The sequence below is a fragment of the Streptomyces sp. NPDC006435 genome, assembly GCF_040612315.1.
Classification (GTDB): Bacteria; Actinomycetota; Actinomycetes; order Streptomycetales; family Streptomycetaceae; genus Streptomyces.
In genome coordinates, this window is sequence record NZ_JBEXPY010000024.1 from 70,634 (window position 1) to 95,373 (window position 24,740).

Below are 24,740 nucleotides of genomic sequence, written 5' to 3' on the forward strand. Positions count from 1 at the left end.
TGGCCCGGCGGGTGGATGGGGTGGACGCGAGTGGTGGGGTCGCCGGGTTCAGGAGCCGCTGGTCAGGTCGCCCAGCAGGATGTCGAGCTGCTGCTGGTCCAGGCCGGATTCCGGGAAGTCCGAGGGCGTGGCGCCCTCGGACGTCACCGCGACGCAGTGCTCGACGAGTGCGCGCAGGCGGTCGGTGGTCGCCGTGGCCAGCCGTTCGACCCATGCGGCGGGCAGCTGGTCCGGCGAGAAGGAGAACGTCAGCCCCAGTCGGCCGTCGGTGGTGATCCCGGTGATGTCGAGAAGGTGGGGGCGGCGGCTCCCCGGGTGGTGCGCGACCGGCTCCGCCTCGGGGGCCGGGCGCAGCCGCAGCCGTCCCGGGTCGTCGTCGGACCGGCCGTCCCGGGCGGGCGCCGCGCCGTACAGCTGGCCGAGGTAGTTGAAGCTGACCTCGGGCTCGGGGCCGCGCAGCGGCTCCCGGTCGTCGCCGAGGTACCGGAGCAGGCCGTGGCCCAGGCCGTGGTGCGGCACCGCGCGCAGCTGTTCCTTCACCGCCCTGAGCGCCTCGCCGGGGCCGGTGGTGGGGACGTCCAGCCGCACCGGTGCGATCGAGGTGAGCCAGCCGACGGTGCGGGTCAGGTCGGCGCCCTCGACTAGGTGCTGCTCCCGGCCGTGGCCCTCCAGTGCCAGCAGCATCGGGCCGGCCGCCCCGACCTCGCCGAACGCCTGTCCCACCGCAGTGAGCAGGGCGTCGTCGATGTGCGTGCGGTAGGCCCGGGGGACCTCCTGGAGCAGTTGCCGGGTCTCTTCCCGCTCCAGCCCGGTACGAATGTGGACGACGTCACCGGCCAGCGGTGCCCGGTCGGCCCCTTCGCGGACCGGAAGCCGGTGGCCCCGGTCCCGGGTCTGGTCGAGCCAGAACTCCCGGTCGGCCGTGATGTCAGCGCCACGCGCCAGCTTGGCGAGGGCGCCGGCCCATTCGCCGACCGGGGTGGAGGCGGGCGGCAGTGTGATCGCCCGGCCTGTGGCGGCGGCCTCGTAGCCGGCCGCCAGGTCCTCCATCAGGATGCGCCAGGACACCCCGTCGACCACCAGGTGGTGGGCGGCCAGCAGCAGCCGGCGCCGGTCGGGCCCGCCACCGTCCAGGACCACCGCGCGCAGCAGCGGCGGCCGCTCCAGGTCGAACTCCTGCACCGAGGCGAGTGCGGCCGCGAGCGCGGCCGGCCAGTCCGGTCCCGGGGCGACCGGCAGCACCGAGACCGCGGCGTCCGCCGCGTCCTGCGCGAACGGCAGGACCTCGGCCACCGGGCCCTCCGGCCCCGTGGTGAACCTGGTGCGCAGCGCGGCGTGCCGGTCGACGACCGCGGCCACGGCGGAGCGCAGTGCCGTGACGACCGGTGCGAGGTCCTCGGGCGCGTCCAGCGCGAAGAAGAGTCCGAGGTTCCAGTGGCCGGGAGTGTGGAAGTCGTGCTCGAAGAACCAGTGCTGGATCGGGGTCAGCGCGGTCTCGCCGTCCTGCCGGCCGTCGGCCGAGGAGGGCACGCTCACCGGTCCGTCCAGCCATTCGGCGACCGCGGCCAGCTCGGCGAGGCTCTGGTACTCGAAGAAGTGCCGTGGCAGCAGCCGCAGCCCGACGCGGGCGGCCCGGGAGATCACCAGCAGGCTCAGGATGGAGTCCCCGCCGAGCTCGAAGAAGTTGTCGGTGGCCCCGACGCCCTCGACGCCGAGTACCTCCTCCCACACCTGACCGAGCGCCTTCTCCGCCTCGGTGAGCGGGGAGACGAACCCTGAACCGGCGTCCCGCTCGTGCGAGGGCTCCGGCAGCGCGGCCCGGTCGACCTTGCCGCTGACGGTGAGCGGCAACCGTTCGAGCCACACCATGATGCCGGGGACGAGGTGGGCGGGCAGCCGCTCGGCCAGGAAGTCGCGGACCTCGGTGCCGCTCGGCGCGGCGCCGTCGGCGGTCAGGTAGGCGACCAGCCGGTTGCCGTGACCGTCGTCGTCGCGGGCCAGGACGACGGCCTGCCGGACGCCCGGGTGCTCCAGCAGGGCCGCCTCGATCTCGCCGGGCTCGATGCGGTACCCGCGCACCTTGATCTGGAAGTCGGCGCGGCCGAGGCACTCCAGTTCGCCGTCGGCGGTCCAGCGGGCCAGGTCACCGGTGCGGTACATCCGACCGCCGTCGCCGACGAACGGGTCGGCGACGAAGCGCTCGGCGGTACGGCCCGGACGCCCCAGGTAGCCGCGGGCCAGGCCGGGGCCGGCGACGTACAGCTCGCCGGGCACGCCGACGGGAACCGGCCGCAGTTCCCGGTCCAGGACGTAGCACCGGGCGCCGCTCACCGGCCGGCCGATGAGCACCCGGTCCGGGGCCTCGGCCGGCAGGCGCCAGGCCACCGAGACGACGGTGGTCTCGGTCGGGCCGTAGCCGTTGATCCCGTCGGCGGGGCACACCGCCCGCAGGTCGGCGAGGAGCCCGGGGGACAGCGCCTCGCCGGCGATGAAGGCCTGCCGCAGCCCGGCCGGCAGTCGGCCGGCCGGGTCGGCCAGGATGCCGGTGAGCATCGAGGGGACGTAGGACGCGACGGTGACGCCGAGCTCGGTCAGCTCCGCGGCCAGGCCCTCGGCGTCCTGCGGGTCGGTCTCCGGCACCAGGACGCAGGCACCGGTGACCAGCGGCCAGTACAGCTCCCACACCGACATGTCGAAACTCGCCGAGGTGCGCTGCGCGACCCGGTCGCCGGCGCCGATCGGGTACTCGCGCTGGAGCCAGCCGAGGTGGTTGAGGACTCCCCGGTGGGTGGCGAGCACCGCCTTGGGCTCCCCGGTGGAGCCGGAGGTGTGGATCGCGTAGGCGACGTGGTCCGGGTCCGGCGCCGCCAGGGGGGCCGGGGCCCCGTCGGCGGCCGCGGACCGGTCCACCTCGACGGTCGGGAGTCCGGCGACGCCGTCGACCACCCGGCCGCCGTCGGCGAGCAGCACGATCCGGCTCCCCGAGTCGGTGATCAGGCGGGCCTGTCGGGCCGCCGGGTAGGCCGGGTCGACCGGCACCGCGAAGGCTCCGGCCCATTGGACCGCCCAGAGCGCCACCAGCAGGTCCACCGAACGCTGTCCGCAGACCGCGACCGCGTCGTCCGGACCGGCGCCGGCGGCCCGCAGCCGGTCGGCGGTCGCCGCCACCCGGGCGGCGAACTGCCGGTAGCTCAGCTCCCCGTCGCGGGTGGCGACCGCGGGCGCCTCGGGGGTGCGTGCCACCTGGGCGGCGAGCGCCTCCGGCAGGGTGCGGCCCGGCGCCGGTCCGGACGTGCCCCGCGCCCACGGCCCCAGCAGCAGGGCGAGTTCGTCGTCGGCCAGGATCGGCAGCCCGCCGAGCCGACGGTCCGGGTCCTCGGCCAGTGCGCCCAGCAGGACGAGGAAGTGTCCGAGCAGCCGCTCGACGGCGCCGTCCTCGAACCAGCGACGGTCCACGTGGCAGGTGACGGTGAGAACGTCCGTCACCGAGGCGGCGACCGTGAGGGGGTAGTGCGGGCGCTCCGCGGAGGACATGCCGCGGACCGCGACGCCATCGGCGGGCTCGGCCCAGCCCTGCCGGGTCGGGTAGTTCTCGACGGCGACGATCGTCCGGAACAGCTCGCTCCCGGCGGGGACGTCGCTGTACTGCCGGAGCGAGGCGAGCGAGACGTGGTCGAACTCGCGGGCCTCGGCCAGGCCGTTCTGCAGGTCGGTCAGCCAGTCGGCGGCCGGCCGTGCCTCGTCGATCCTCGCCCGGACCGGGACGGTGTTGCTGAACAGGCCCACCATGGCGTCCACGCCGTCCAGTTCGGCCGGGCGGCCCGATACGACCGAGCCGAAGACCACGTCGCGCCGGTCGGTGCAGCGGGACAGCAGCAGTGCCCAGGCGCCCTGCAGCACGCTGGCCGGGGTGAGCCGCCGGGCCTGGCACATCGCCCGCAGACCGGCCGTCGGCCCGGCCGGCAGGTGGACCGTGACGGTGTCGAAGGCCGCCTCGGCCGCAGGGGTGGCGCGGGCGCCCGGCAGCGGGGTCGGTTCGGCGAAGCCGGCCAGCGCCGATCGCCAGTACTGCTCGGCCGGCTCGGCGGGCCGGTCCCGCAGCCAGGCCACGTACCGTGCGAAGCCCGGGACGTCCGGCAGCTCGACCGGTCGGCCGGCTCGGACCGCACGGCAGCGCAGCAGCACCTCGTCCAGCACTGTTGTCCCGGACCAGCCGTCCAGCAGCAGGTGGTGGTGCGTCCAGAGCAGCAGGGACCGGTCGCCATCGAGCCGGAACAGCCGGAAGCGCATGAGTGGGGCCCGGACCAGGTCGAAGGGGACCGTCCGGTCCTCGGCGAGCACCGCGGCCAGCCGCCGGTCCTGCTCCCCGGTGTCGACCCCGCGCCAGTCCGTCTCGGTCCACGGCAGGGTGACGGTCGGCCGGACCGCCTGGACCGGGGTGTCGATCCCCTCCCAGACGAACGCCGCGCGCAACGCCGGGTGCCTGGCGACCGTCGCCCGCCACGCTTCGTGCAGCTCCGCGCCGGAGACCTCCCCGGCGAGTTCGATCACGGTCTGGTTGACGTAGAGGCCCAGCTCGGGGTCGGAGATGCTGTGCACCAGCAGCCCCTGCTGGAGCGGGGTCAGTGGGAAGACCTCTTCGATCAGGGCGTTGTCAGCCATGCGTGCCTCCTGGGGAGTCGTCGGTCGCGCGCAGCTGTGCCAGCACCGCGCCCATCGTGTCGTCGTCGATCGGTGATACGGGGAACCGGGGGTCGGCCGCGGTCGTCCCGGCGGGCTCCGGCCCCTCCGGGGTGAGCTCCTCGGCGACCGCGGCGAGCTCCCCGAGGGTCTGGTGGTCGAAGAAGTGCCGCGGCTGCAGCCGCCAGCCCTCGCGGGTCGCCCGGGAGACCACCAGCAGGCTGAGGATGGAGTCTCCGCCCAGCTCGAAGAAGTTGTCGGTCACCGCGACCCGGTCCACGCCCAGGACTTCGGCCCAGACCTGGGCGAGCACCCGTTCGGCCGGGGTCCGCGGTTCCGTCGGTGCCGCCGGTGCGGACCGGGTGCCGGCCGGGGCGGGCAGGGCGCGCCGGTCGACCTTGCCGCTCGTGCCGAGCGGAAGCTCCGGCAGCCAGACCCACAGGGCCGGGACCAGCGCCGCGGGCAGCGACCGGGCCGCGAACGCCCGCATCTCCCCGTCCTCGGGGGTGGCCGGGCCGGCTTCGGCGGGCCGGTCCGGTCGCTCGTGGCCGGCGGCGACGAGATAGGCGACCAGCCGGGTGCCGGTGCCCTCGTCGTCGCGACCGACCACGACGCACTGGCCGACCGCCGGGTGACCGAGCAGAGCCCGTTCCACCTCCCCGGGTTCGACCCGCACACCGCGGATCTTCAGCTGGCCGTCGAGGCGGCCCAGGTACTCGATGGCACCGTCCGCGCGTCGCCGGGCCAGGTCCCCGGTCCGGTAGAGCCGGGCCCCGGGCGGGCCGTCGGGGTCGGGGACGAAGCTCTCGGCGGTCAGCCCGGGTCGGCCGGTGTAGCCGAGGGCGAGCTGGACCCCGCCGAGGTGGAGCTCCCCGACCACCCCGGCCGGTACCCGCCGGCCGCCGGCATCGAGGATCTCCACCGTGGTGTTGGGCACGGGCCGGCCGATCGGCACCGGGGCCTCCCCCGGTACGCAGCGGTGCCGGGTGACGTCGACCGCGGCCTCGGTCGGGCCGTACATGTTGTGCACGGTGACGCCGGGCAGGGCTGCGGCGGCCCGGTCCACCAGCGTCACGTCCAGGGCCTCGCCGGAGCAGACCAGGTTGCGCAGGGCCCGGGGCGCCGAGTCCACCCGGTCCAGCACCGGACCGAGCATCGACGGGACGAAGTGGACCGTGCCGATGCGTTCCTCGTCCAGCAGTTCCAGCAGGTGCAGCGGATCGCGGTGGGCGTCCGGCTCGGCCACCACGAGGCAGCCCCCGACGGTCAGCGGCCAGAACAGCTCCCAGACCGAGACGTCGAAGCCGGCCGGGGTCTTGTGCAGGACCCGCGCGGCAGCGTCCGTGCCCAACGCCTCGGTCATCCAGGCCAGCCGGTTGACCACGGCGCGGTGCTGGACGGCGACGCCCTTCGGGCGGCCGGTGGAGCCCGAGGTGAAGAGCACGTACGCGAGCGAGTCCGGCCCCGGGCCGCCCGAGCGGTCCTGCCGGGCGGTGCCGCCGGTCCCCGGCCCGGTGATCCGCTCGCCCGGTCCGACCGACAGATCGGCGCCGGCCTCCGCGCACAGCAGCGCCCGCCGCTCCTCCGGGTCGGCCGGGTCCAGCGGCAGGTAGGCGCCGCCCGTCAGAACGACCGCGTGCACCGCCACCACCAGGTCGAGGCCGCGCGGCAGAACGACACCGACCGTCCGGCCGGCCCCGGCGCCGTGTGCCCGCAGCCGCTCGGCGAGGCCGGTCACCCGGTCCCAGAAGTCCTGGTAGGAGATGTCCCGGCCCTGCCAGCGCACGGCGCACGCACGTGGCGTCCGGGCCACCTGCGCCGCGACCAGTTCCGGCAGGGTGCCGGCGACCGGCCGCGCCGGCCCGTGGGCGGCGGCAGCGGCGGCCGGTTCCGCGGTCCCGTCCCAGAGCGGCAGGGTGTCGATGCCCGCGGCCGGTTCGGCGACCGCACCGGACAGCACCGCCGTCAGTGCCTCGGTGAACCGGGCCACGGTCTGCGGCTCGTACAGGTCGGCAGCGTACTCGACCAGGCAGCTCAACTCGGAGCCGTCGTCGGCGAAGTGGAATTCCAGGTCGAACTTGGCCATCCCGGTGTCCGGGAGCCCGAAGCCCTCGATCCCGGACCGGGACTGCCGGGCGGTCTCCCGCAGACCGAGCACCACCTGGTAGACCGGGTTGCGGGCGGTGGAGCGCTGCGGCCGCAGTTCTTCGACCAGGGCCTCGAAGGGCAGGTCGGCCCGTCCGTAGGCGTCCAGGCACACCTGTCGCACCCGGTCCAGCAGGCCGGCGAACGACGGTCCGCCGCCGGCGTCGACCCGCATCGCCAGGGTGTTGACGAAGAACCCGACCGACTCGTGCAGGTCCGGGTGCTCGCGACCGGTGACCGGTGCGCCGACGACCAGGTCGTCCTGGCCGGTCCAGCGGTACAGCGCGGTGTCCAGTGCCGCGAGCAGCACCATGTACAGCGTCGCGTCGTGCTGCCGGGCCAGTGCCCGGATGCCGGTGGTCAGGGCCGGGGCGAGTGTGAACTCGTGTCTGCCGCCGCGGTGGGACTGGGCCGGCGGCCGCGGTCGGTCGGGGGGCAGCGTGGTGAGCTCGGGCGCGCCGTCGAGCCGGTCGCGCCAGTGGGCGCCGAGTTCCTCGCGCCGGGTCTCGTCCAGCCGCCCGCGTTGCCAGGCCGCGAAGTCCGGATACTGCGCGGCGACCTCGGGCAGTGCCGCAGGGCGTCCCTCGCGGGCCGCGTCGATCAGTTCGAGGAGGTCCCGCACGAGCAGCCCGTTCGACCAGGCGTCGGTGACGGCGTGGTGCAGGAACAGTCCGAGCACCAGGTCGTCGTCGGCCGGCCGGACCGCGTGCACGCGCAGCAGCGGCGGGCGGCCGAGGTCGAAGGGGACGGCCGCGGTCCGGTCGAGGAGTTCCCGGGCGGCCTCTTCCGCATCCGGGCGGTCGGCCAGGTCGGTCACCTCGACCTGCGGCTCCACCGCGTCGGCGTCGTGCCGGACCTGCACCGGACGCCCGTCCCGCTCGACCAGGCCGACGCGCAGCACCTCGTGCCGGCGGATCAGGTCGCGGACCGCGGCGCGCAGCACCTCGTCGCCGACCGGCCGGCGCAGCCGCAGGGTGACCGGGACGGTGTAGAGGCCGGGCCGGCCGACGATCCGCTCGATGACCCAGAGTCGCTCCTGCGCGAACGACGCGGGTGGGTCGCCCGCCCCGCCGAGGTGGCGCGGGATCGGCGCCGACGCCCGCTCGTCCGGGCCGGCCCGGCGCGCCGCCGCCACCCGGGCCGAAAGGCCGGCCACGGTCGGTTCGGCCAGCAGATCGGCCAGTTCCAGCTTGATCTCGAAGGTCTCGCGCACCTTCAGCAGCAGCTGGACCGCGAGCAGCGAGGTGCCGCCCGCGCCGAAGAAGTCCTCTCCGACACCGACCCGGTCGGCGCCGAGCAGCGCGGACCAGAACCCCGCGATCACTTCCTCGGTGGGGTTGCGCGGGGGGTCGGCGGTGGTGCGGTCCTCGCCCGGTCCGGCCGGGGCGGGCAGCGCCGACCGGTCGAGCTTGCCGTGGGCGGTGACCGGCAGGCGGTCGAGCCAGACCACGGCGGACGGCAGCAGGTGTTCGGGGAGCGAACGGGCCGCGAAGGCGCGGGCCTCGGCTGCGGGCAGCGGCTCCGCGACGGGCACCAGGTACGCCACGAGCCGGCGCTCGCCGCCGGTGGCGACGGGCGCCGTGACCACGGCCTCGCGAACCCCCGGATGGGTCGTCAGGACCGCGGCGAGTTCTCCGGGTTCGACCCGCACCCCGCGGATCTTCACCTGGTCGTCGCCCCGGCCGAGGAACTCCAGGCGGCCGTCCGGCCGCCACCGCGCGAGGTCCCCCGTGCGGTAGAGCCGGGAGCCGGGCGGGCCGAAGGGATCGGGCACGAAGCGGTCCGCCGTCAGACCGGGCTGCCCGACGTAGCCGCGTCCCACGCAGATGCCGCCGAGCAGCAGTTCACCGGGCACTCCGACCGGTACCGGCGCGCCCTCGCGGTCCAGCACCCGGGCGGTGGTGTTGGGCAGGGGGGTGCCGATGGTGGCGACCGGTCCCGCCTCCGGACCCGGTGGCGCGGTGATCACCGCGTGGCACTGGTCGTCGCTGGACTCGGTGACACCGTAGGTGTTGAGCATCGGCACGCCGGGGTGCGCGGCCAGCCAGCGGGCCACCAGCTCGGTCGGCAGCGCGTCCCCGGTGGGCACCAGCCAGCGCAGCGGCCCGAGGTCCGCGGCCTGCGGGTCGGCCAGCAGCAGGGCGATCACGGACGGGACGGCCTGCAGGACGGTCACGCCGCCGTCGCGGACCTCCGCGGCGAGCAGCGCGGGGTCGATCGCGGCGTCCGGGCCGACGACGCGTACCCGGCCTCCCGCGAGCAGGGGTGCGATGCACTGCCAGACCACCACGTCGAAGGTGGCCGGGCCGTTCTGTGCCAGGACGTCGCCCGGGCCGAAGCCGACGTCGGCCAGTTTGGCGAGCATGTGGTTGCGCATGCCCGTGTGGCAGATCATGGCGCCCTTGGGGACCCCGGTGGTCCCGGAGGTGAAGAGGACGTAGGCGAGCGAGTCGCCGCCGATCTCGACCTGTGGGGCGGTGGCGGGCTCGTCCGCGTGGGCGGCCGGATCGATCGGCACCGGCGCCACCCGCTGTCCGGCGGGCAGGGCGGCGAGGAGTTCGGCCACGGCCCCGGCGTCGGCGTCGAGATCGGCCACCAGGACCGCGGCCCCGCTGCGTCGCAGCACCTCGACCTGGCGGGCGACCGGCTGCCCGAGGTCGAGCGGGACGAACGCGCCGCCGGCCTGCCAGCTCGCCAGGACCGCGGTGACGAAGCCGATGCCGCGCGGTGCGGCGAGCGCGACCACCGTCTCCGGGCCCACGCCCTCGGCGCGCAGACGGTGCGCGAGGCGGTTGGCCCGGCGCATCAGCTCGGCGTAGCGGACCTGCTCGGTGCCGCAACTGACCGCGATCGCGTCGGGATGCGCCGCCGCCGTGCGCGCCACCAGCTCGGGGACGAGGATCCCGGATTCCGGGTCCGGCTCCACCGGCCCGGTCGAGAGGCGTTCGATCCGCTCCCGCTCGACGGCGTCCAGCACCGGCAGTCGCGTCACCGGACGGTCCGGGTCCGCGGCGGCCCCCTCGGCGAGGACGCGGAGGTTGCCGAGCAGCTGCCGGGCGGTGGCCTCGTCGAAGAGGTCGGCGTTGTACTCGAGTTCGAGCGACAGCCCGTCGTCGTCCTCCCGGGCGGAGAGGGTGAGGTCGAACTGTGCGGTCCCGTTGTAGGGCGCCTCGGCGACCCGCACGTCGACGCCGGGCAGCGACGGCGGTGGCACGAGCGGGTTCTGCAGGATCAGCATCGCCTGGAACACGGGGTGGTACGCCGTGGTCCGCCGGGGCGCGACCGCTTCGACGACCTTCTCGAACGGCAGGCCGCGGCGGTCCAGCGATTCCACCGACTCGGCGGCGGTCCGGGCCAGGAGCTGCCGGAACGACGGGGCTCCCGAGAGGTCGACGCGCAGCACCAGGGTGTCCACGAAGAACCCGATGACATGTTCGAAGTCCGGGTTCCCCCGGTCGGCGGTCGGCGTGCCGATCACCAGGTCGTCCTGGCCGCCGAGGCGGGAGAGCACGGTCGCGTACAGGGCGAGCAGTGTGGGGAAGAGGGTCGTGCGCGCGCCCCGGGCCAGCGCCGTCAGCTCCGCGACGGTGGCGGTGTCCAGCCGGTCCCTCACCCGTCCGCCGCGGTGCGACTGCCGGGCCGGCCGGGGGCGGTCGGCCGGCAGGGCGAGCAGTTCCGGCGCGCCGGCGAGCTTGGCCCGCCAGTGTTCCTGGGCCGCGGTCAGCCGCTCGCCGGCGACGGCGCGCCGCTGCCGGGCCGCGTAGTCGCCGTAGCCGAGTGGCGGTGGCGCGGGCAGCTCGGGACCGCCGGCCACCGTGGCGGTGTAGTGCGCGGAGAGTTCCCGGACCAGGATCCCCGTCGACCACTCGTCGAAGACCAGATGGTGCAGACAGAGACCGAGCAGGTGGCGGCGTTCGGCGACGCGTGCCAGCCGGACCCGGGCGAGCGGCGCCACGGCGAGGTCGAAGGGCTCCGAGGCGTCGGCGGCGAACCGCTCGCAGGCGGTGCGGCGGGCCTCGGCCTCCGGGCGGTCGGTGAGGTCGTCCACGGTCAGCGGCGGCTCGACGGCCGGCCGGACCACCTGCACGGGATGGCCGTTGAGCACCGCGAACCCGGTCCGCAGCGCGGGGTGGCGGGCCACCACGGCCGCCAGCGCGCCGCGCAGGGCCGGCACGTCGAGCTCGCCGTCCAGCTCCAGGGCGAGGGTGACGTGGTACTCGGTGCTCCCCTCCCCGGCCTGGTCCAGGACCCAGAGCCGTTCCTGGGCGAAGGACGTCACGTGTGCGGACGCGGCCGCCGTCGTCATCGTGGTCATCGCTGCCTCCGCACGTCTGCGGGCCGGCCGGTCAGTGTGTCGAGCACGTCTTCCTCCGGCCCCGGCGGGTCCGCGTAGATCAGGTCGAGGTAACGCTCGCCGCGGTCCGGCAGCAGGGTCACGATCCGCAGCGGTCGGCCACCGACGGGCAGGGAGGGGATCAGTGTGCGGAGCGCGGCGACCACGGATCCGGACGAGCCGCCGGCGAGGATTCCCTCCTGGTCCAGCAGTGCGTGGCAACCGCCCACGGCCTGCTCGTCCGTGACGTGGACGACCTGGTCGATCTCCTCCCGGCGGAGCAGCTCCGGCACCCGGCTCGCGCCGATGCCGGGTATCCGCCGCATCCGCGAGGCCGTCCCGAAGATCACCGAGCCGACGGCGTCGACCGCGACCACCCGCAGGGCCGGGTGTGCCTCCCGGAGGATGCCCGCGACCCCGTGGATCGTTCCGGTCGTGCTGACGGCCGCCACCAGGAGGTCGAGCGGCCCGGGAACCTGGGCCAGGATCTCCCGGCCGGTCTCCTGATGCGCCTGGAGGTTCAACTCGTTGGCGTACTGGTTGATCCAGTACGCGTCGGGCAGGGTCGCGAGCAGTTCCTGGACCCTGCGCAGGCGCTGGTTGAGGTAGCCGCCGCCGCGCTCGTCCAGTTCGGTGACCATCTCGACGTTCGCCCCGAGGCGGCGCAGCAGCGTCAGGTTCGACGGGGTGATGTTGGGGTCGACGACCACGGTGAGGGGGATCTGGTGGATCCGGCACGCCATGGCCAGCGCGATGCCGAAGTTGCCCGAGGTGCTCTCGACCAGGTGGGTGCCCGGTCCGATGGTTCCGTCGGCGAGGCCGCTGCGCACGATGTGCCGGGCCGCCCGGTCCTTGACGCTGCCACCGGGGTTGAGGAACTCCAGTTTGGCGAGCACCTCGACACCGGCGTCCGGGAAGAGGCGGCCGAGCGCCACCACCGGGGTTCCGCCGACGCAGTCGAGCACGGATTCGTGGATCACCGCAGTCCTTCCGGTTCGCCGTACGCTGCCTCGGCGTCGGTCAGGGTCTCTTCGATCGCCCGGGCGACCGCGGGTACCCGCGGGCCGTGGACGAAGTCCATGTGTGAGGGCACGTCCACCGGGAGCTCCCGGACCTCGCCGACCGGCAGGGCCCGCCACTCGGCGGCGAGGTCCCGCTCCTCACGGGCCGCCCGGGTCAGCAGGGTGAGCCGGCCGGGGTAGCCGGGCCGGGTGTGGCCGGCCAGCGCGCGGGCGTTGACGAGCAGCCGGCGGCACATCCAGCCGAACTGCTCCGTGTCGAGTTCGCCGGGCAGGTCGCCGGTGCGGTGTCCGGCCGCCAGCACCCGGGCGATCAGTTCGGGCTCGGGCAGGGCGGCGAGTTCGGTCCCGGGCGGTGCGAACGGCAGCCATCGGGCCATCACCGTGGGCAGGTCCGGGTTCGGCTCGACGTCCCCGAAGGGAGCGGTGTCGATGGCGATCACGGCGCCGGTCCGGCCGCCGAGCGCGCGCACCCGGTCCGCCACGGCCACCGCGGTGCGGCCCGCCGCCGAGAAACCGACCAGGTGGACCGGGTCGTCCGGCCGGTGTTCCAGGATCTCCCGCGCGTACCGCTCGGCCATCGCGCGCAGCGAAGGGCCGACCCCTGCGGAGCCGTCCACGAAGCCGTCCGAGCGCAGACCGCCGAGCGGGCGGCCGGGGGCCATGGCCCGGGCCATCGGGAAGTACATGCCGAGTTCGCCGACGGCGGCCGGCACGAACCAGAGCGTCGGACGGTCGCCCTCCGGACGGAGCGCCACCAGGAAGGGCGAGGGGTCGACCGTTCCGCCCCCGCGCAGCGCCGCCGCGAGGGCCTCGACCCGCGGGTTGCGGAAGAGTTCGGCCGGGGTGACCGGTCGGCCGGTCCGTTCGCCGAGCCGGCGCGCGGCCAGCAGTCCCGCCATGGAATGTCCGCCGATCCGGAAGAAGTCGTCGTTGGCACTGACCTCGTCGAGCCCGAGGACCTCGGCGAATGCCTGGGCGACCTGCCACTCCCACCAGTCCCGGGGTTCGATCCGGCGGGTCGGGACGGGCGGAGGCGCGCTCCAGCCCTGCGGGTCGGGCACCTCGGCGAGCAGGGGTCGCTCCCGGTCGGCCGCGCCGTCGCGGAGCATCCGCTCCAGCCGGTCGGCGAGGCCCTCCACGGTCCGCTCGTCGAAGAGGTCGGCGTCGAACTCGACGTTCAGGTGCCACGCGTCCGCGTCGGACGTGAAGTACCAGGCGAGGTCGAACTTGGCCTGGCCCGACCCGAGCGGAACCGGTTCGGTGAGCATCTGTGGCAGCCGCAGTGCGGTACGGGGGAAGTTGCCGAGGCCGAGGTTGAGCTGGAACAACGGATTGACGCCGGGGACGCGTGGCGGGTGCAGGCACTCGACCAGCTTCTCCAGGGGCAGGTCGGCGTGGGCCTGCGCGTCCTCCAGGAGAGTTCGGGTGCGGTCGATCAGCGGCCCGGCCCCGGGCTCGCCGGTCAGGTCCATCCGCAGCACCAGGGTGTTGACGAACGGCCCGACGACGCCTTCGAGTTCGGGGCGGTCCCGGCCGCTGCGCGGGCTGCCGAACGGCAGGTCGCACCGGCCCGACCAGGCCGCGACGCTCGCTGCGGTCATGGCCAGCAGCACGGTGTACGCGGTGGTGGCCGTCCCGGCGGCCAGGGAGCCGATCGCGGCGGCGGCCGGCTCGCCCAGCCAGCGCTGGTGGCGGCCGAGCGGGCGCCGGCTGTCGGGCCGCCGGGGCCGGTCGTACGGCAGTGGCAGCGGGTCCGGGGCTCCGATCAGCCTGCCCGCCCAGTGGGCGACCAGGTCGGCCGTCCGCTCCGGTGTCAGCCCCGCCCGCTGCTCGGCCGCGGTATCGGCGTACCGGAGTGGGACCGCGGACCAGTCCGGCGTGCCGCCCCGGGCCGCGGCGGTGTACGCGGTGCCCAGCTCTTCCAGCAGGATGCCGTTGGACCAGCCGTCGGTGATCGCGTGGTGGAGCACGATCACCAGCACGTGGTCGCGGGTCGCCAGGCGCAGCAGCCGGACGCGCAGCAGCGGCGCGGTCGCGAGGTCGAAGCCGGTCGCGGTGGCGGTCGCCAGCGCCTCGGCGACGGCCGGCCGGACGTCCGTCAGCGTGCTCAGGTCGATGAGCTCGAACGGCACGTCGACGTGCTCGTGCACGTGCTGGGTGAGTGTTCCGTCGGCGAACAGCAGGGCGGTGCGCAGGATGTCGTGCCGTCGGACCACCGCGTCGAGGGCCTGCCTCAGGAGGGCGACGTCGAGTTCCCCGCGGATCCGTACCGCGAGCGGCACGAGGTAGGCGGTCGATCCGGGTTCGAGCTGGTCGTGCAGCCAGAGCCGTTCCTGGAAGAAGGAGGCCGGGGCCGGACCGCGTCGCGGCGTGCCGCGGTCCGCGAGCATGCCGCGGAGGCGGTCGCGCCGGGCGGGGTCGAGCGCGACCAGCCGCCCGATCAGGGTGTCCATGCCGGGGTCAGCCAACGCCGTCCGCCTGTTCGGCCGCGTCCAGCAGAGCCGCCAGCGCGGTGTCACCGGACAGCAGTTCCTCGATCTCCGCGGCGCACGCCCGGACCGTCGGCGCGGCCATGAAGGCGGCCACGGTGTACGGCACCGGCACCACGTCGCGCAGTCGCCCGACCACCTGCACCGCCAGCAGCGAGTCGCCGCCGAGCGCGAAGAAGTCGTCGAGCACGCCGACGTCGGGCAGTCCGAGGACCCCGGCGACGACGCCTGCCACCAGTTCCTCGGCCGCGGTGGCCGGGGGCACCGACTCGACGGAGGCGTCGGCGGCGACCATGTCCGGCTCGGGCAGCGCGGCCCGGTCGACCTTGCCGTGGACCGTCGTCGGCAGCTCGTCGAGCCAGGTCGTCAGCGCCGGGACCTGGTGGTCCGCGAGGCGCGCGGCCAGGTGCTGCCGGAGGTCTCCCGCCGCCTCCCGGCTGCCCACCAGGTAGGCCGCCAGCCGTCCGCCGCGCGTCACGACGACGGCGTCCCGGACGGCCGGGTGCCGCCGCAGTACCGTCTCGACCTCGCCGGCCTCCACCCGCATGCCTCGGACCTTGAGCTGGAAGTCCGCCCGGCCCGCGTACTCCAGAGCGCCGTCGGGGCGCCAGAAGGCGAGGTCGCCGGTGCGGTACATCCGGGCGTTCGGGGGGCCGTCGGGCAACGGGAGCAGCCGGTCCGCGGTCAGGCCCGGTTTGTCCGTGTAGCCGTGGGTGATGCCCACGCCGGCGAGGTACAGCTCGCCGCGGACCCCGACCGGGCACGGTTCCAGCTCCCGGTTGAGCACCAGGGCCCGGGTGTTCGGCAGCGGCCGGCCCATCGGGACGGCGTCCAGGCGGTCCATCAGCCCGCGTTCCAGCAGCTGGGAGGTGGCGTAGACGGCCGACTCGGTCATCCCGTAGATGTTGGCGATCCGCCCCGCGGCGAAGCCGCGGTCCCAGGACCGTCCGAAGGCCGGCGGCAGCGGCTCCCCGCCGATCACCGCCCAGCGGAGGTCCGGCAGCGGGTCCTCGCCGGAGTGCTCCGCCAGCGCGGCCATCGCCTCGACCTGACGGGGCATCACCTGGGTGTACGTGACCCGGTGCTCGCGCAGTGCGGCGAGGAACGCCTCGGGGTCCGCGACGGTCCGCTCGTCCAGCACCGCCAGGGCGAATCCCGCGGTGAGCGGCCAGAGCACCTCGAAGACGACGTCGGTGAACCCCGGTGGGACCTTGTGCGCCACCACGTCGGTGCCGGTCCTCGGGGTCAGCTCCTCGGTCAGCCAGAACAGCGTGTTGAGCACGGCCCGGTGGCTGATCATCACGCCCTTGGGCTCCCCGGTCGACCCGGAGGTGTAGATCAGGTAGGCGAGTTGGTCCGGCCCGGCGGGGCAGCGGGGCAGGCCCTCTGCACGTGGCGGGACGTCCTCCAGGAACAGCACCGGTACGTCGAGGCCGGCGGGCAACCGGTCGGCAAGGTCCCGTCGGGTCAGCACCAGGCGTGCCCGGCTGTCCTCGATCATGTAGCGGGCCCGCTCCGACGGGTAGGCCGGGTCGACCGGGACGTACGCCGCTCCCGAGGCCAGGGTGCCGACCGTCGCGACCACCGACGTGGTCGAGCGGTCGAGGAAGAGCGCGACCCGGTCCTCGGGGCGCACCCCGTGCCCGGTGAGCACCGTCGCCACTCCCCCGGCGCGCAGGCCCAGCTCCCGGTAGTCGAGCGTGCCGTCGACGTCGATGACGGCCGGCGCCGACGGTCCGGCCGCGATCCGGTCGGCGATCACGTCGGAGAGCGTCCCCCCGGGGTAGACCCGCCCGGGGCCGGTCGTCCATGCGGGCGGCACGGCTGTGCCCGGTGGCAGGACCGGCACGGTGGCCGGCGACCGCCCGGGGTCGGCGACGATGCCCAGCAGCGCCGTCCGCAGGCTCTGTCCGAGCAGCTCCACCTCGCTCGCGGACAGCTCCGCCGGATCGTACTGGAGGCGCAGCAGGAGCCGCTCGCCCGGGATCGCCACCACGGTGAGGGGGTAGTGGTTCGCCTCGTACGCCTCCGGCCGGCCTGCCTGTCCGTCCGTCGGCTCGTCGGTGTCGTACGGGAAGTTCTGGGTGATCAGGACCGTCCGGAACAGCGGCAGCCCGGCCGGTACGGCGCTCTGCTGCCGCACCTCGGCCAGCGGGCTGTGCTCGTGGCGCAGGGTCTCGGCCTGCTGTCGCAGCAGGTCGGCCAGCCAGTCCCGGACGGTCGCGGCGCCGTCGGCGCGCACCCGCACCGCGACGGTGTTGGTGAGCAGGCCGACCATCCGCTCGATGCCGGGCAGCGGGGCGCTGCGCCCGGAGGTGACCACGCCGAAGACCGCGTCGTCGGAGTCGGCGAAGCGCGCCGAGGTCAGCCCCCAGGCCGCCTGGGCGAGGACCCCGAACGGCACGTGCAGCTCGCGCGCGCCCCGGGTGATCCGCCCCGTCTCCTCCGCCGGGAGCAGCACCTCGACCCGGGCCGAACCGGCTCCGGGGCTCCCGTCGAGTGCGCGGGCCGCCCGGTTGACCCCCTCGAAGGGCAGTGGGGTCGGCGAGTCGAAGTCGCCGAGCAACGCCTTCCAGTGGTCCCGTCGGCGCGCCGGGTCCTGTCGCCCGAGCCACGCCACGAACTCGCGGAAGTCCGGTGCCCCGGCCTCGGGTACCCCGGTGGTGAGTTCACGGAAGATCCGTGCCGAGCTCCAGCCGTCCAGGAGCAGCCCGTCGTGGGTCCACACCACCTGGCAGAGGTCGTCGCTCAGCCGCAGGACCGCCAGGCGGGTCAGGGGCGCCCGCTGGACGTCGAAGGGGCGGCGGCGGTCGGCGGCGACGAACTCGGCCAGCCGTTCGTGCGGGTCGGCGCAGTCCCGCAGGTCCAGCTCGGTGACCGGCAGCTCGACCCGCCGGTACACCACCTGCACCGGCTGGTCGAGTCCCTCCCACAGGAACGCGGTGCGCAGCACGGGGTGCCGGGCCACCAGGCCCCGCCAGGACCGGACCAGATCCGCCGCCTCGGCGGCGGGCACCGGGACGGAGACCTGGCTCAGGTAGCCCGCGGTCTCCCCGTCGTGCAGGGCGTGGAAGAGGATCCCCTGCTGGAGGGGGGTCAGCGGGTAGAGATCGTCGACGACGTCGTCCACCGCGGACTCGGGGCGCTGCTTCATCGCTCCTCCTCGTGTGCCTTGGCGCGGGCCTTGGCCAGGACCTTGGACAGCGTCGCCCGGTCCACGGCCAGCGCGGGGAAGTCCTGCGGCGCCGGGTTCTCCGCGTAGCCGCGGCAGGCGTCGAGCACTGCTTCGAGGCGCTCCAGGACGGCACGGGCGAGCTTGTCGACCGTCGTGGCCTCGTAGTGGCGCCCGCTGTAGTCGATGGTGATCCGCAGGGATCCGCCCAGGGCCCGGGCGTTGACGCCGAACCGGCGGGGGCGCAGGTTGTCCGGGTGGATCAGACCCACCAGGGGCTCGGGGGCCGGTCCCAGGTCGAGGCCGGGGGCCGCCTCCGCGCCGTTCGCCCGTCCGAACGCTCCGGTCGGGCCCACGTAGTCGACGCTGACCTGCGGCAGCGGCAGGGCGGCCAGTTCGTGGCCGTCCCGCGTGGACAGGTGGCGCAGGACGCCGTGGCCGATGCCCTGCTCGGGCATCGCGTGTATCTGCTCCCGGACCGCCAGTGCCGCCTCCATCGGGTCGGTCGAGGGCAGCCGCACCAGCAGGGGCGAGAAGGTCGTGAACCAGCCGACCGAACGGTAGAGGTCCGCGCCCTCGACCAGGTGCTGTACCCGGCCCTGGCCCTCCAGGTCGACGTGCAGCGAGTCACGGCCGGTCCAGGCCCCGAACGCAAGGGTGACCGCCGCCAGCAGGACGTAGTCGACCCTCATCGCGGCGGGCAGGTCGCGCAGCAGGAACCGGGTGCGTTCGGGGTCGAGCCGGACGGTGGTCTCCACCCGGTCCGCCTCCCGTGCCGGCGGCTGGTCGGGGTGGTCGACCGGAAGCGGCGCGGGCCCGGTCGGTGCCTGGGAGAGCCAGTGGTCGAGTTCGGCGGCGAACGTGTCGGCCCGGTCGGTCAGAGCCGCCGCCCACGCCTGGGGAGACGTGGTGGCCGCGGGCAGGTGCACCGGCTCGCCGGCGAGCCGCCGGTCGTACGCGGTGACCAGGTCGTCGAGGACGATCCGCCAGGAGACCGCGTCCACCACCAGGTGGTGGGCGACCAGCACGAGTCGGCGCCGGTCGGCCCGGCCGCCGTCCACCAGCGCCGCCCGCAGCAGCGGTGGCTCGGCGAGGTCGTGGTCCTGCATGCCGCGGAGCGCCTCGGCCAGTGCTGTCTCCCAGTCGGTCCGGTCGGCGAGGTCGATGCGCTCGACGCGCACGGGCGCGGAGTCGAGGGTGAACGCCCGCACCGGTGCCCCCGGCTCGTCCGCGAAGCCGGTCCGCAGCGCCGGGTGGTGGGCCGTCACGTCCCCGAGGGCCGCGGCCAGCAGGTCGGCGTCCAGTTCCCCGACCGCGAACAGCCAGCCCTGGTTCCAGGTCCCGGCGCGCCGGAAGCCCTGCTCGAAGAACCACCGCTGGACCGGGGTGAGCGCCCCGCTCCCGGCCCCGAGCGCCGGATCGGCCGCGGCGGGGAGTTCCGCGACCCGTTCGACGAAGGGCGCGAGCCGGGCGATGGTCTGTTCCTCGAAGAACAGCCGCAGGTCCACCCGCAGGCCGTTCCGGGCCGCGCGGGACGCCACGAGGATGCTGAGGATGGAGTCCCCGCCGAGGGCGAAGAAATTGTCGTGGATGCCGACCCGGTCCACCCCGAGCACCTCGGACCAGATACCGGCCAGTGCGAGCTCCACCTCGTCGCGCGGCGCGGCGTATTCCGGCTCCCGGTCCGCCCCGCCGGGGGCGGGTTCGGGGTCGGGCAGCGCCGCGCGGTCGAGGGTGCCGTTCGCGGTCGTCGGGAGCGCGTCGAGCCGGACGCAGACGTCCGGGACCTGGGGCGCGGGCAGCCGGTCGGCCAGGAAGGCACGGAGCTCGTCGGCCGGGGGGCAGCGGTCCTCGTCGGCCACGACGTAGGCGGCGAGCCGGAGTTCCGTCCCGGTCCCGACCGGTACCACGACCGCCTCGCGGACCGCCTCGTGCTCCCGGAGCGCCATCTCGGCCTCGGCGGGCTCGACCGCGCGGCCGTCCACCGTCAACCGGTCGTCGGTTCGGCCGACCGGCTCCAGGCTCCCGTCGGCCAGGGCGCGCACCAGGTCCCCGGTTCGGAGGAGTCGTGTGCCGGGTCTGCCGTACGGATCGGGGACGAAGCGCTCGGCGGTCGGCCCGGGGCGGTCCCGTCGGCCGTCCGCCAGGCCCGGTCCGCCGAGGTGGAGTTCGCCCACCACGCCGATCGGGACCTGCAGCAGGTTCTCGTCCAGCACCCGTGCCGCCACGCCCGGTGCCGGGCGGACGGCCGGGGCGGACGGCCCTTCGGTGCCGAGGGTCGCGGCGAGCAGCTCGGCCGGCCCGGACGGGGTGACCACCTCGGTGTCCGGGGCGAGTTCGCGCCACCGGTCGAGCGGATCGCCGATGTCCGGCCCGCCCTCGACGGCGAGCCGCCGCACGCGGATCGGGCCGGGCCACGGCCCCGTCCGGTCGGTGAGCGCGCGCAGGCGGGACGGTGGGAGCCGCAGCAGGCTGTAGTCGGTGCCGGCCGCGAGGGCCCGGATCAGGTGCTCCTGCTCGTCCGCGCCCGGCGGCAGGAGGGTGGCGTCCTTGCCTGCCAGCAGCGGGAGGAACAGGTCCAGGACGGTGTGCTCGGAGTCCGGCGAGGACCGGACCAGCGTGCCGTGCGCGCCGTCCATGGGGTGGATGCGGCCCGCCCGGTCGAGGAGCGCCGCCAGCGCTCCCCGGCTGACCGTCACCGTTGTGGCGCCGCCGGTGCGCAGGAGCCAGGCCGGCCGGTCCTGGTGGGCGGCCGGACGCCCGGGGCGGGCCCCCGGTGCCTCGTCGGCGGTGACGGGCACCGGCCGGACGCCGGCGGGCAGCCCGGCGGAGCCCTCCGGCGGAACGACGGCGAACCGCACGCCGGCCGCGGCGAGCAGACCGTGCACGTACCGCTCGGGTAGTGCCGGATCGACCGGCAGGCAGGGGCAGCCCGCGTCCAGGACGCCCAGCAGGGCGACCGGCAGCCGGGTCGACCGGCCGAGCAGGACGGCGACCGGCTCGTCCTGCCGGACCCCGGCGTCGACCAGTCGCGCGGCCAGTCCAGCGGCGTGGTCGGCCAGCCCGGCGTAGTCGAGGACGTCGTCGCCGCAGCGCACGGCGGTCGCCCCGGGGGTGGTCCGGGCCCGGTCCAGGATCGCCTCGGTGACCGGTGCGGCACCGTCCTTCGGGGACTCCTCGCCCGCCGTCAGCCGGCCGGCCTGTCCGGGCCCGACCACGGGCAGGGCGGCGGAGGGCCGCTCGGGGGCCGCCAGGGCGGCCAGGAGCAGTGTCCGGAAGGACTCCGCCAGCGTGTCGGTGGCCAGTAGCGGAAGCTCTCCGACGGCGTGGTCGACGGCGACGGTCAGCCTGTCGGTGTGCTCCTCGGTGTGCAGGCGCAGTGCGAACCGGTCCCAGCGCGCGTCCACGGCGGCCACCCGGTCGTCGCCGGTGAGGTCGACGTGGTCGAAGCCGGCCGGGAGCGCCGGCGGATCGTCGTCCGGGACGGCGACGTTGTCCCAGTCGAAGCACTCGCCCTGGCCGGCGCCGGCGGCGATCTGCTCGGCAGCCTCCCGGGCGAGTGCGGTGAGGCCGCGCCGTGCCGGTGCGGTCAGCCGGGTCGGCAGGTACGGGGTCAGCGGCCCGGGGCAGCCGTGCAGGTCCGGGTGGCGCCGGAGATCGGTGGCGACCGCGAGGAGGAGGTCGCCCTCGGCCCCCGTCAGCCGGCGGACCAGGACGTGGAAGCAGGCGGCCAGCCAGGCGGCGACCGGGACGCCGGCCCGGTCGCAGTGCGCGCGCAGCGTCCGGAGGTCCCCGCCGTCGATGTGGGCGGTGTCGGTGCGGACCGCCTCCTCGTCGAACCGGCGCCGTCCTGCGGGGTCGTGGAACGGCAGCCGGCCCTGGGCCCGGGCGCGCCAGAACTCCCGTGAGGGCGCGGCGTCCGGAAGTACGAGCATCCCGTTCCACCAGCGGGCCGCGTCCTGGTGCGTCAGCGACGGCGGGTCGGCGGGGGTGGTGTCCGGGCCGCCGTCGAGGGTGTCGGCCAGCCGTCGGGCGGCGGCGATCAGGGTCGCGGGGTCGGCGTGCAGTGATGCAGCCGACACCACCAGCTCGGTCCCCGGACCGGCCGGCTCGGCCCGGACGTCCAACGGGACGTCCTCCGCCAGGCCGGTACGGGCCACCGGTACCGCTGCGGCGAGCGCGGCGTCCGTCACCCGGCCCGGGATCCGGATCCGGCACGAGGCCGTGTACCGGCCGGCGTCCGTCCCTCGCTGAAGCCTCAGCAGCCGCCGCTGCATCGGCGAGGTCACCGCCTCCTGCATCTGCCCTCCACCGGTCGTGTCACCGCCGCCGTCGCCCCGGACGGCCCCAACCATGCTGGCCCGAACGGGGTTTCGGCTCATGTCCCCGAAATGCCCGACAGCCGGCCGAGCCGCCGGCCGGGAGGCAGGACCTCCATCGGGATCCCGGTCACCCCGGCCAGGGCCGCGCGGACGGCCTCCAGGGTCGGCGCGACCGGCTCGGGTGTCCGGACGTCCTCGGGCACGGCCGGCCCGCCGCCCCCGTCCGCCGGGCCGCGCCGGGCCCCGCCCGTGTTGACCACCACCACCCGTCGGCCCCTCAGGTCCAGCCCGGGCAGCGCGGCGAAGCCGGCGGCGCTCGACGGCTCCGCCACGACGCCGGCGCGGACGGCCAGTTCGGTGCCGGCGCCGAGGATCTCCCGGTCCGACACCGTGACCAGGGCGCCGCCGCTCTCCCGGACCGCCGCGACCGCCCGCGCGCCGTCCATGGGGTGTCCCACCGCGATGCCGCCGGCCACCGTGTCGGCGGGGGCGTCGGGCACCGCGGTCAGCCCGGCGGCCCAGGCCCGGTGCACCGCCGCGGCGCCCGCGGCCTGCACGCCGACGATGGGCGGCATCCGGTCGAGCCAACCGAGCCGCACCGCGTCCCGCAGGCCCCGGTGGAGCCCGACCAGGATGTTCCCGTCGCCGACCGGTACCACGACCAGGTCCGGTGCCAGGCCGCCGCACTGCTCGGCGATCTCCAGGCCGACGGTCTTCTTCCCCTGGGTGGTGAACGGATTGACCGCGGTCGTGCGGCAGTACCAGCCGAACGCCGCGCATGCCTCCAGGCCGATCCCGACGGTCGCGTCGTAGTCGCCCGCCACCACCACGACGTGCGCGCCGTGGCCGGCCAGGAGGCGAATCCGGTCGGCACCGGCCCGGGCCGGCACGAACACCACGCACGGCATCCCGGCCACCTCCGCGGCGCGGGCGAGGGCGAGGGCGGCGTTTCCGGTCGAGGCGGTCGCCACCACCTGCCGGCCCAACTCGACGGCGGCAGCCACCACGAGGGCACTGGCCCGGTCCTTCAGAGAGCCGGTCGGGTTGACCGACTCGTCCTTGACCAGCAGCTCTCCCGCGCCCAGCCCGGCCGCCGCCGCGGGCGCCCGCCGCAGCGGTGTCCATCCGGCCGGGAACCCGGTGCGCACCGCACGCGCGCCGGCGCTGTCGGGGCCGAGCGGCAGCACCGGGGCATAGCGCCAGAGCGTCGGTTCGCCGGTCGCCACGGGGCCACCGGGCCCGTCGGCCAGGTCCAGCCGCCCGGCGCGGTCGCAGTCGCACACGTAGACCACCTCGGCCACCGGGTACCGCCGCGAGCAGGACCGGCAGGTCCAGGAGCCCGCGTGGTGGTTCACCCCGTGGTTCCGTCCTCGAAGTAGGCCCGGAGCCGGTCCACCGCCTCCTCGTAGCGGGCCGCGCTGAACGACAGCCGCAGTGTGGTGGGCAGGCCGAAGTCCGAGCCCGGCACGGTGGCGACCCGGGTCCGCTCCATGATCCGCTCGGCGAGCGCCAGCGTGTCCGGCAGGCCGTGCCGCTCCAGGTGGGCCGCGCAGTCCAGGGTGAGGTAGAAACCGCCGTGCGAGTGCAGTGCCTCGACGTCCTCCAGACCGGCGAACGCCTTGAGCGTGTGGTCGCGCCGGCGGCCGTAGATGCGGGCCAGTTCCTCGGGGTCCCCGGGGTGGTCCAGGGCCGCGACGGCGCCGAACTGCGGTACCGGGTCGGTGGTCAGCAACGTGTGGTGCTGGACGACGACCAGGGGCTCGACCAGCCATTCGGGGACCACCGCGTAGCCCACCCGCCGCGCGTACATCCGATTCCCCTTGGAGAAGGCGTTGGTCACCACGTACGGGCTGCGCAGCCGGTCGGCGACCCGGACCAGGGAGAAGGGGGCGCTCGAGAACCTGACGTTGTCGTAGATCTCGTCGCTGATCAGCACGGCGCCGCCGTCCGTCGCGGCGTGCATCGCGGCGTCGATCCGCAGGAACTCCTCCGGGTCGACCAGGTTGCCGAGCGGGTTGCCCGGCGAGTTGACGACCACCGCCCGGGTCCGCGCGCTCAGCGCCCGCTCCAGCGACGCCCAGTCGATCCGCCCGGTGCGCGGGTCGATCCGGTAGTACCGGACGTCCGCTCCGGCGAGCCGCGCGGTGAACGGGTAGAGCGGGTAGTAGGGGTGCGGCAGGACGACCTCGTCACCCGGACCGGCCAGCAGCTGGTTGAGGTTGCGGAAGAGCGAGCTGGTGCCGGTGCCGACGACGAATCGGTGCGCCGGGAGGTCCACGTCGTGCGTGCGCCGGTAGTGCTCGGCGAGACTTGAGCGCAGCAGGGGCAGACCGCCGGGGTGGACCAGGCCGGCGGTTTCGGGGTCCGCGGCGGCCTCCAGCATCGCCGTCACGACCGCCTGCGCGGGCGGGAGTTCGGACTTGCCGAGGGTGAGCCGCACGACGTCGTCATGGCGTTCCTCGTACGAGGCCGCCATCTCGTCGAGGACGAACATCAGGAAGCGCTCGTCGCCGAAGGAGAGGTCGGTACGCAACGGAAAGGGGGGCACGGTGGGCGGCACGTCGGATCCTCACTCGG

8 protein-coding genes are annotated in these 24,740 nt (G+C 75.3%); all 8 read right to left on the reverse strand.

Annotated features, from left to right (window positions below):
- Positions 1 to 48 precede the first annotated feature (48 nt).
- Positions 49 to 4,662 (reverse strand): amino acid adenylation domain-containing protein, encoded by a 4,614-nt coding sequence (locus ABZZ04_RS23155; RefSeq protein WP_356934095.1) that lies wholly within the window; start codon positions 4,660 to 4,662, stop codon positions 49 to 51.
- The gene (locus ABZZ04_RS23160) at positions 4,655 to 11,140 is read right to left on the reverse strand and encodes an amino acid adenylation domain-containing protein (protein ID WP_356934096.1); all 6,486 of its coding nucleotides are present in this window, start codon (positions 11,138 to 11,140) and stop codon (positions 4,655 to 4,657) included. The genes ABZZ04_RS23155 and ABZZ04_RS23160 overlap by 8 nt, the downstream gene beginning before the upstream one ends.
- Complete coding sequence (gene sbnA / locus ABZZ04_RS23165) at positions 11,137 to 12,138, reverse strand: 2,3-diaminopropionate biosynthesis protein SbnA (RefSeq protein ID WP_356934097.1); 1,002 nt, start codon at positions 12,136 to 12,138, stop codon at positions 11,137 to 11,139. Before sbnA ends, ABZZ04_RS23160 begins: the two co-directional genes overlap by 4 nt.
- Positions 12,135 to 14,633 carry a condensation domain-containing protein gene (locus ABZZ04_RS23170; protein WP_356934098.1) on the reverse strand — a complete coding sequence of 833 codons (2,499 nt, stop codon included), beginning with the start codon at positions 14,631 to 14,633 and terminating at the stop codon, positions 12,135 to 12,137. Before ABZZ04_RS23170 ends, sbnA begins: the two co-directional genes overlap by 4 nt.
- 7 nt (positions 14,634 to 14,640) lie before the next feature.
- The gene (locus ABZZ04_RS23175; RefSeq protein ID WP_356934099.1) at positions 14,641 to 17,823 is read right to left on the reverse strand and encodes an amino acid adenylation domain-containing protein; all 3,183 of its coding nucleotides are present in this window, start codon (positions 17,821 to 17,823) and stop codon (positions 14,641 to 14,643) included.
- Positions 17,820 to 22,142 (reverse strand): condensation domain-containing protein, encoded by a 4,323-nt coding sequence (locus tag ABZZ04_RS23180; protein WP_356934100.1) that lies wholly within the window; start codon positions 22,140 to 22,142, stop codon positions 17,820 to 17,822. Before ABZZ04_RS23180 ends, ABZZ04_RS23175 begins: the two co-directional genes overlap by 4 nt.
- A gap of 77 nt (positions 22,143 to 22,219) precedes the next feature.
- Positions 22,220 to 23,518, reverse strand: coding sequence for a pyridoxal-phosphate dependent enzyme (locus ABZZ04_RS23185; protein WP_356934101.1), 1,299 nt, complete (start codon positions 23,516 to 23,518; stop codon positions 22,220 to 22,222).
- Positions 23,515 to 24,723, reverse strand: a complete 1,209-nt coding sequence (locus ABZZ04_RS23190) for an aminotransferase class I/II-fold pyridoxal phosphate-dependent enzyme (protein ID WP_356934102.1) — start codon at positions 24,721 to 24,723, stop codon at positions 23,515 to 23,517. The genes ABZZ04_RS23185 and ABZZ04_RS23190 overlap by 4 nt, the downstream gene beginning before the upstream one ends.
- Positions 24,724 to 24,740: the final 17 nt, after the last annotated feature.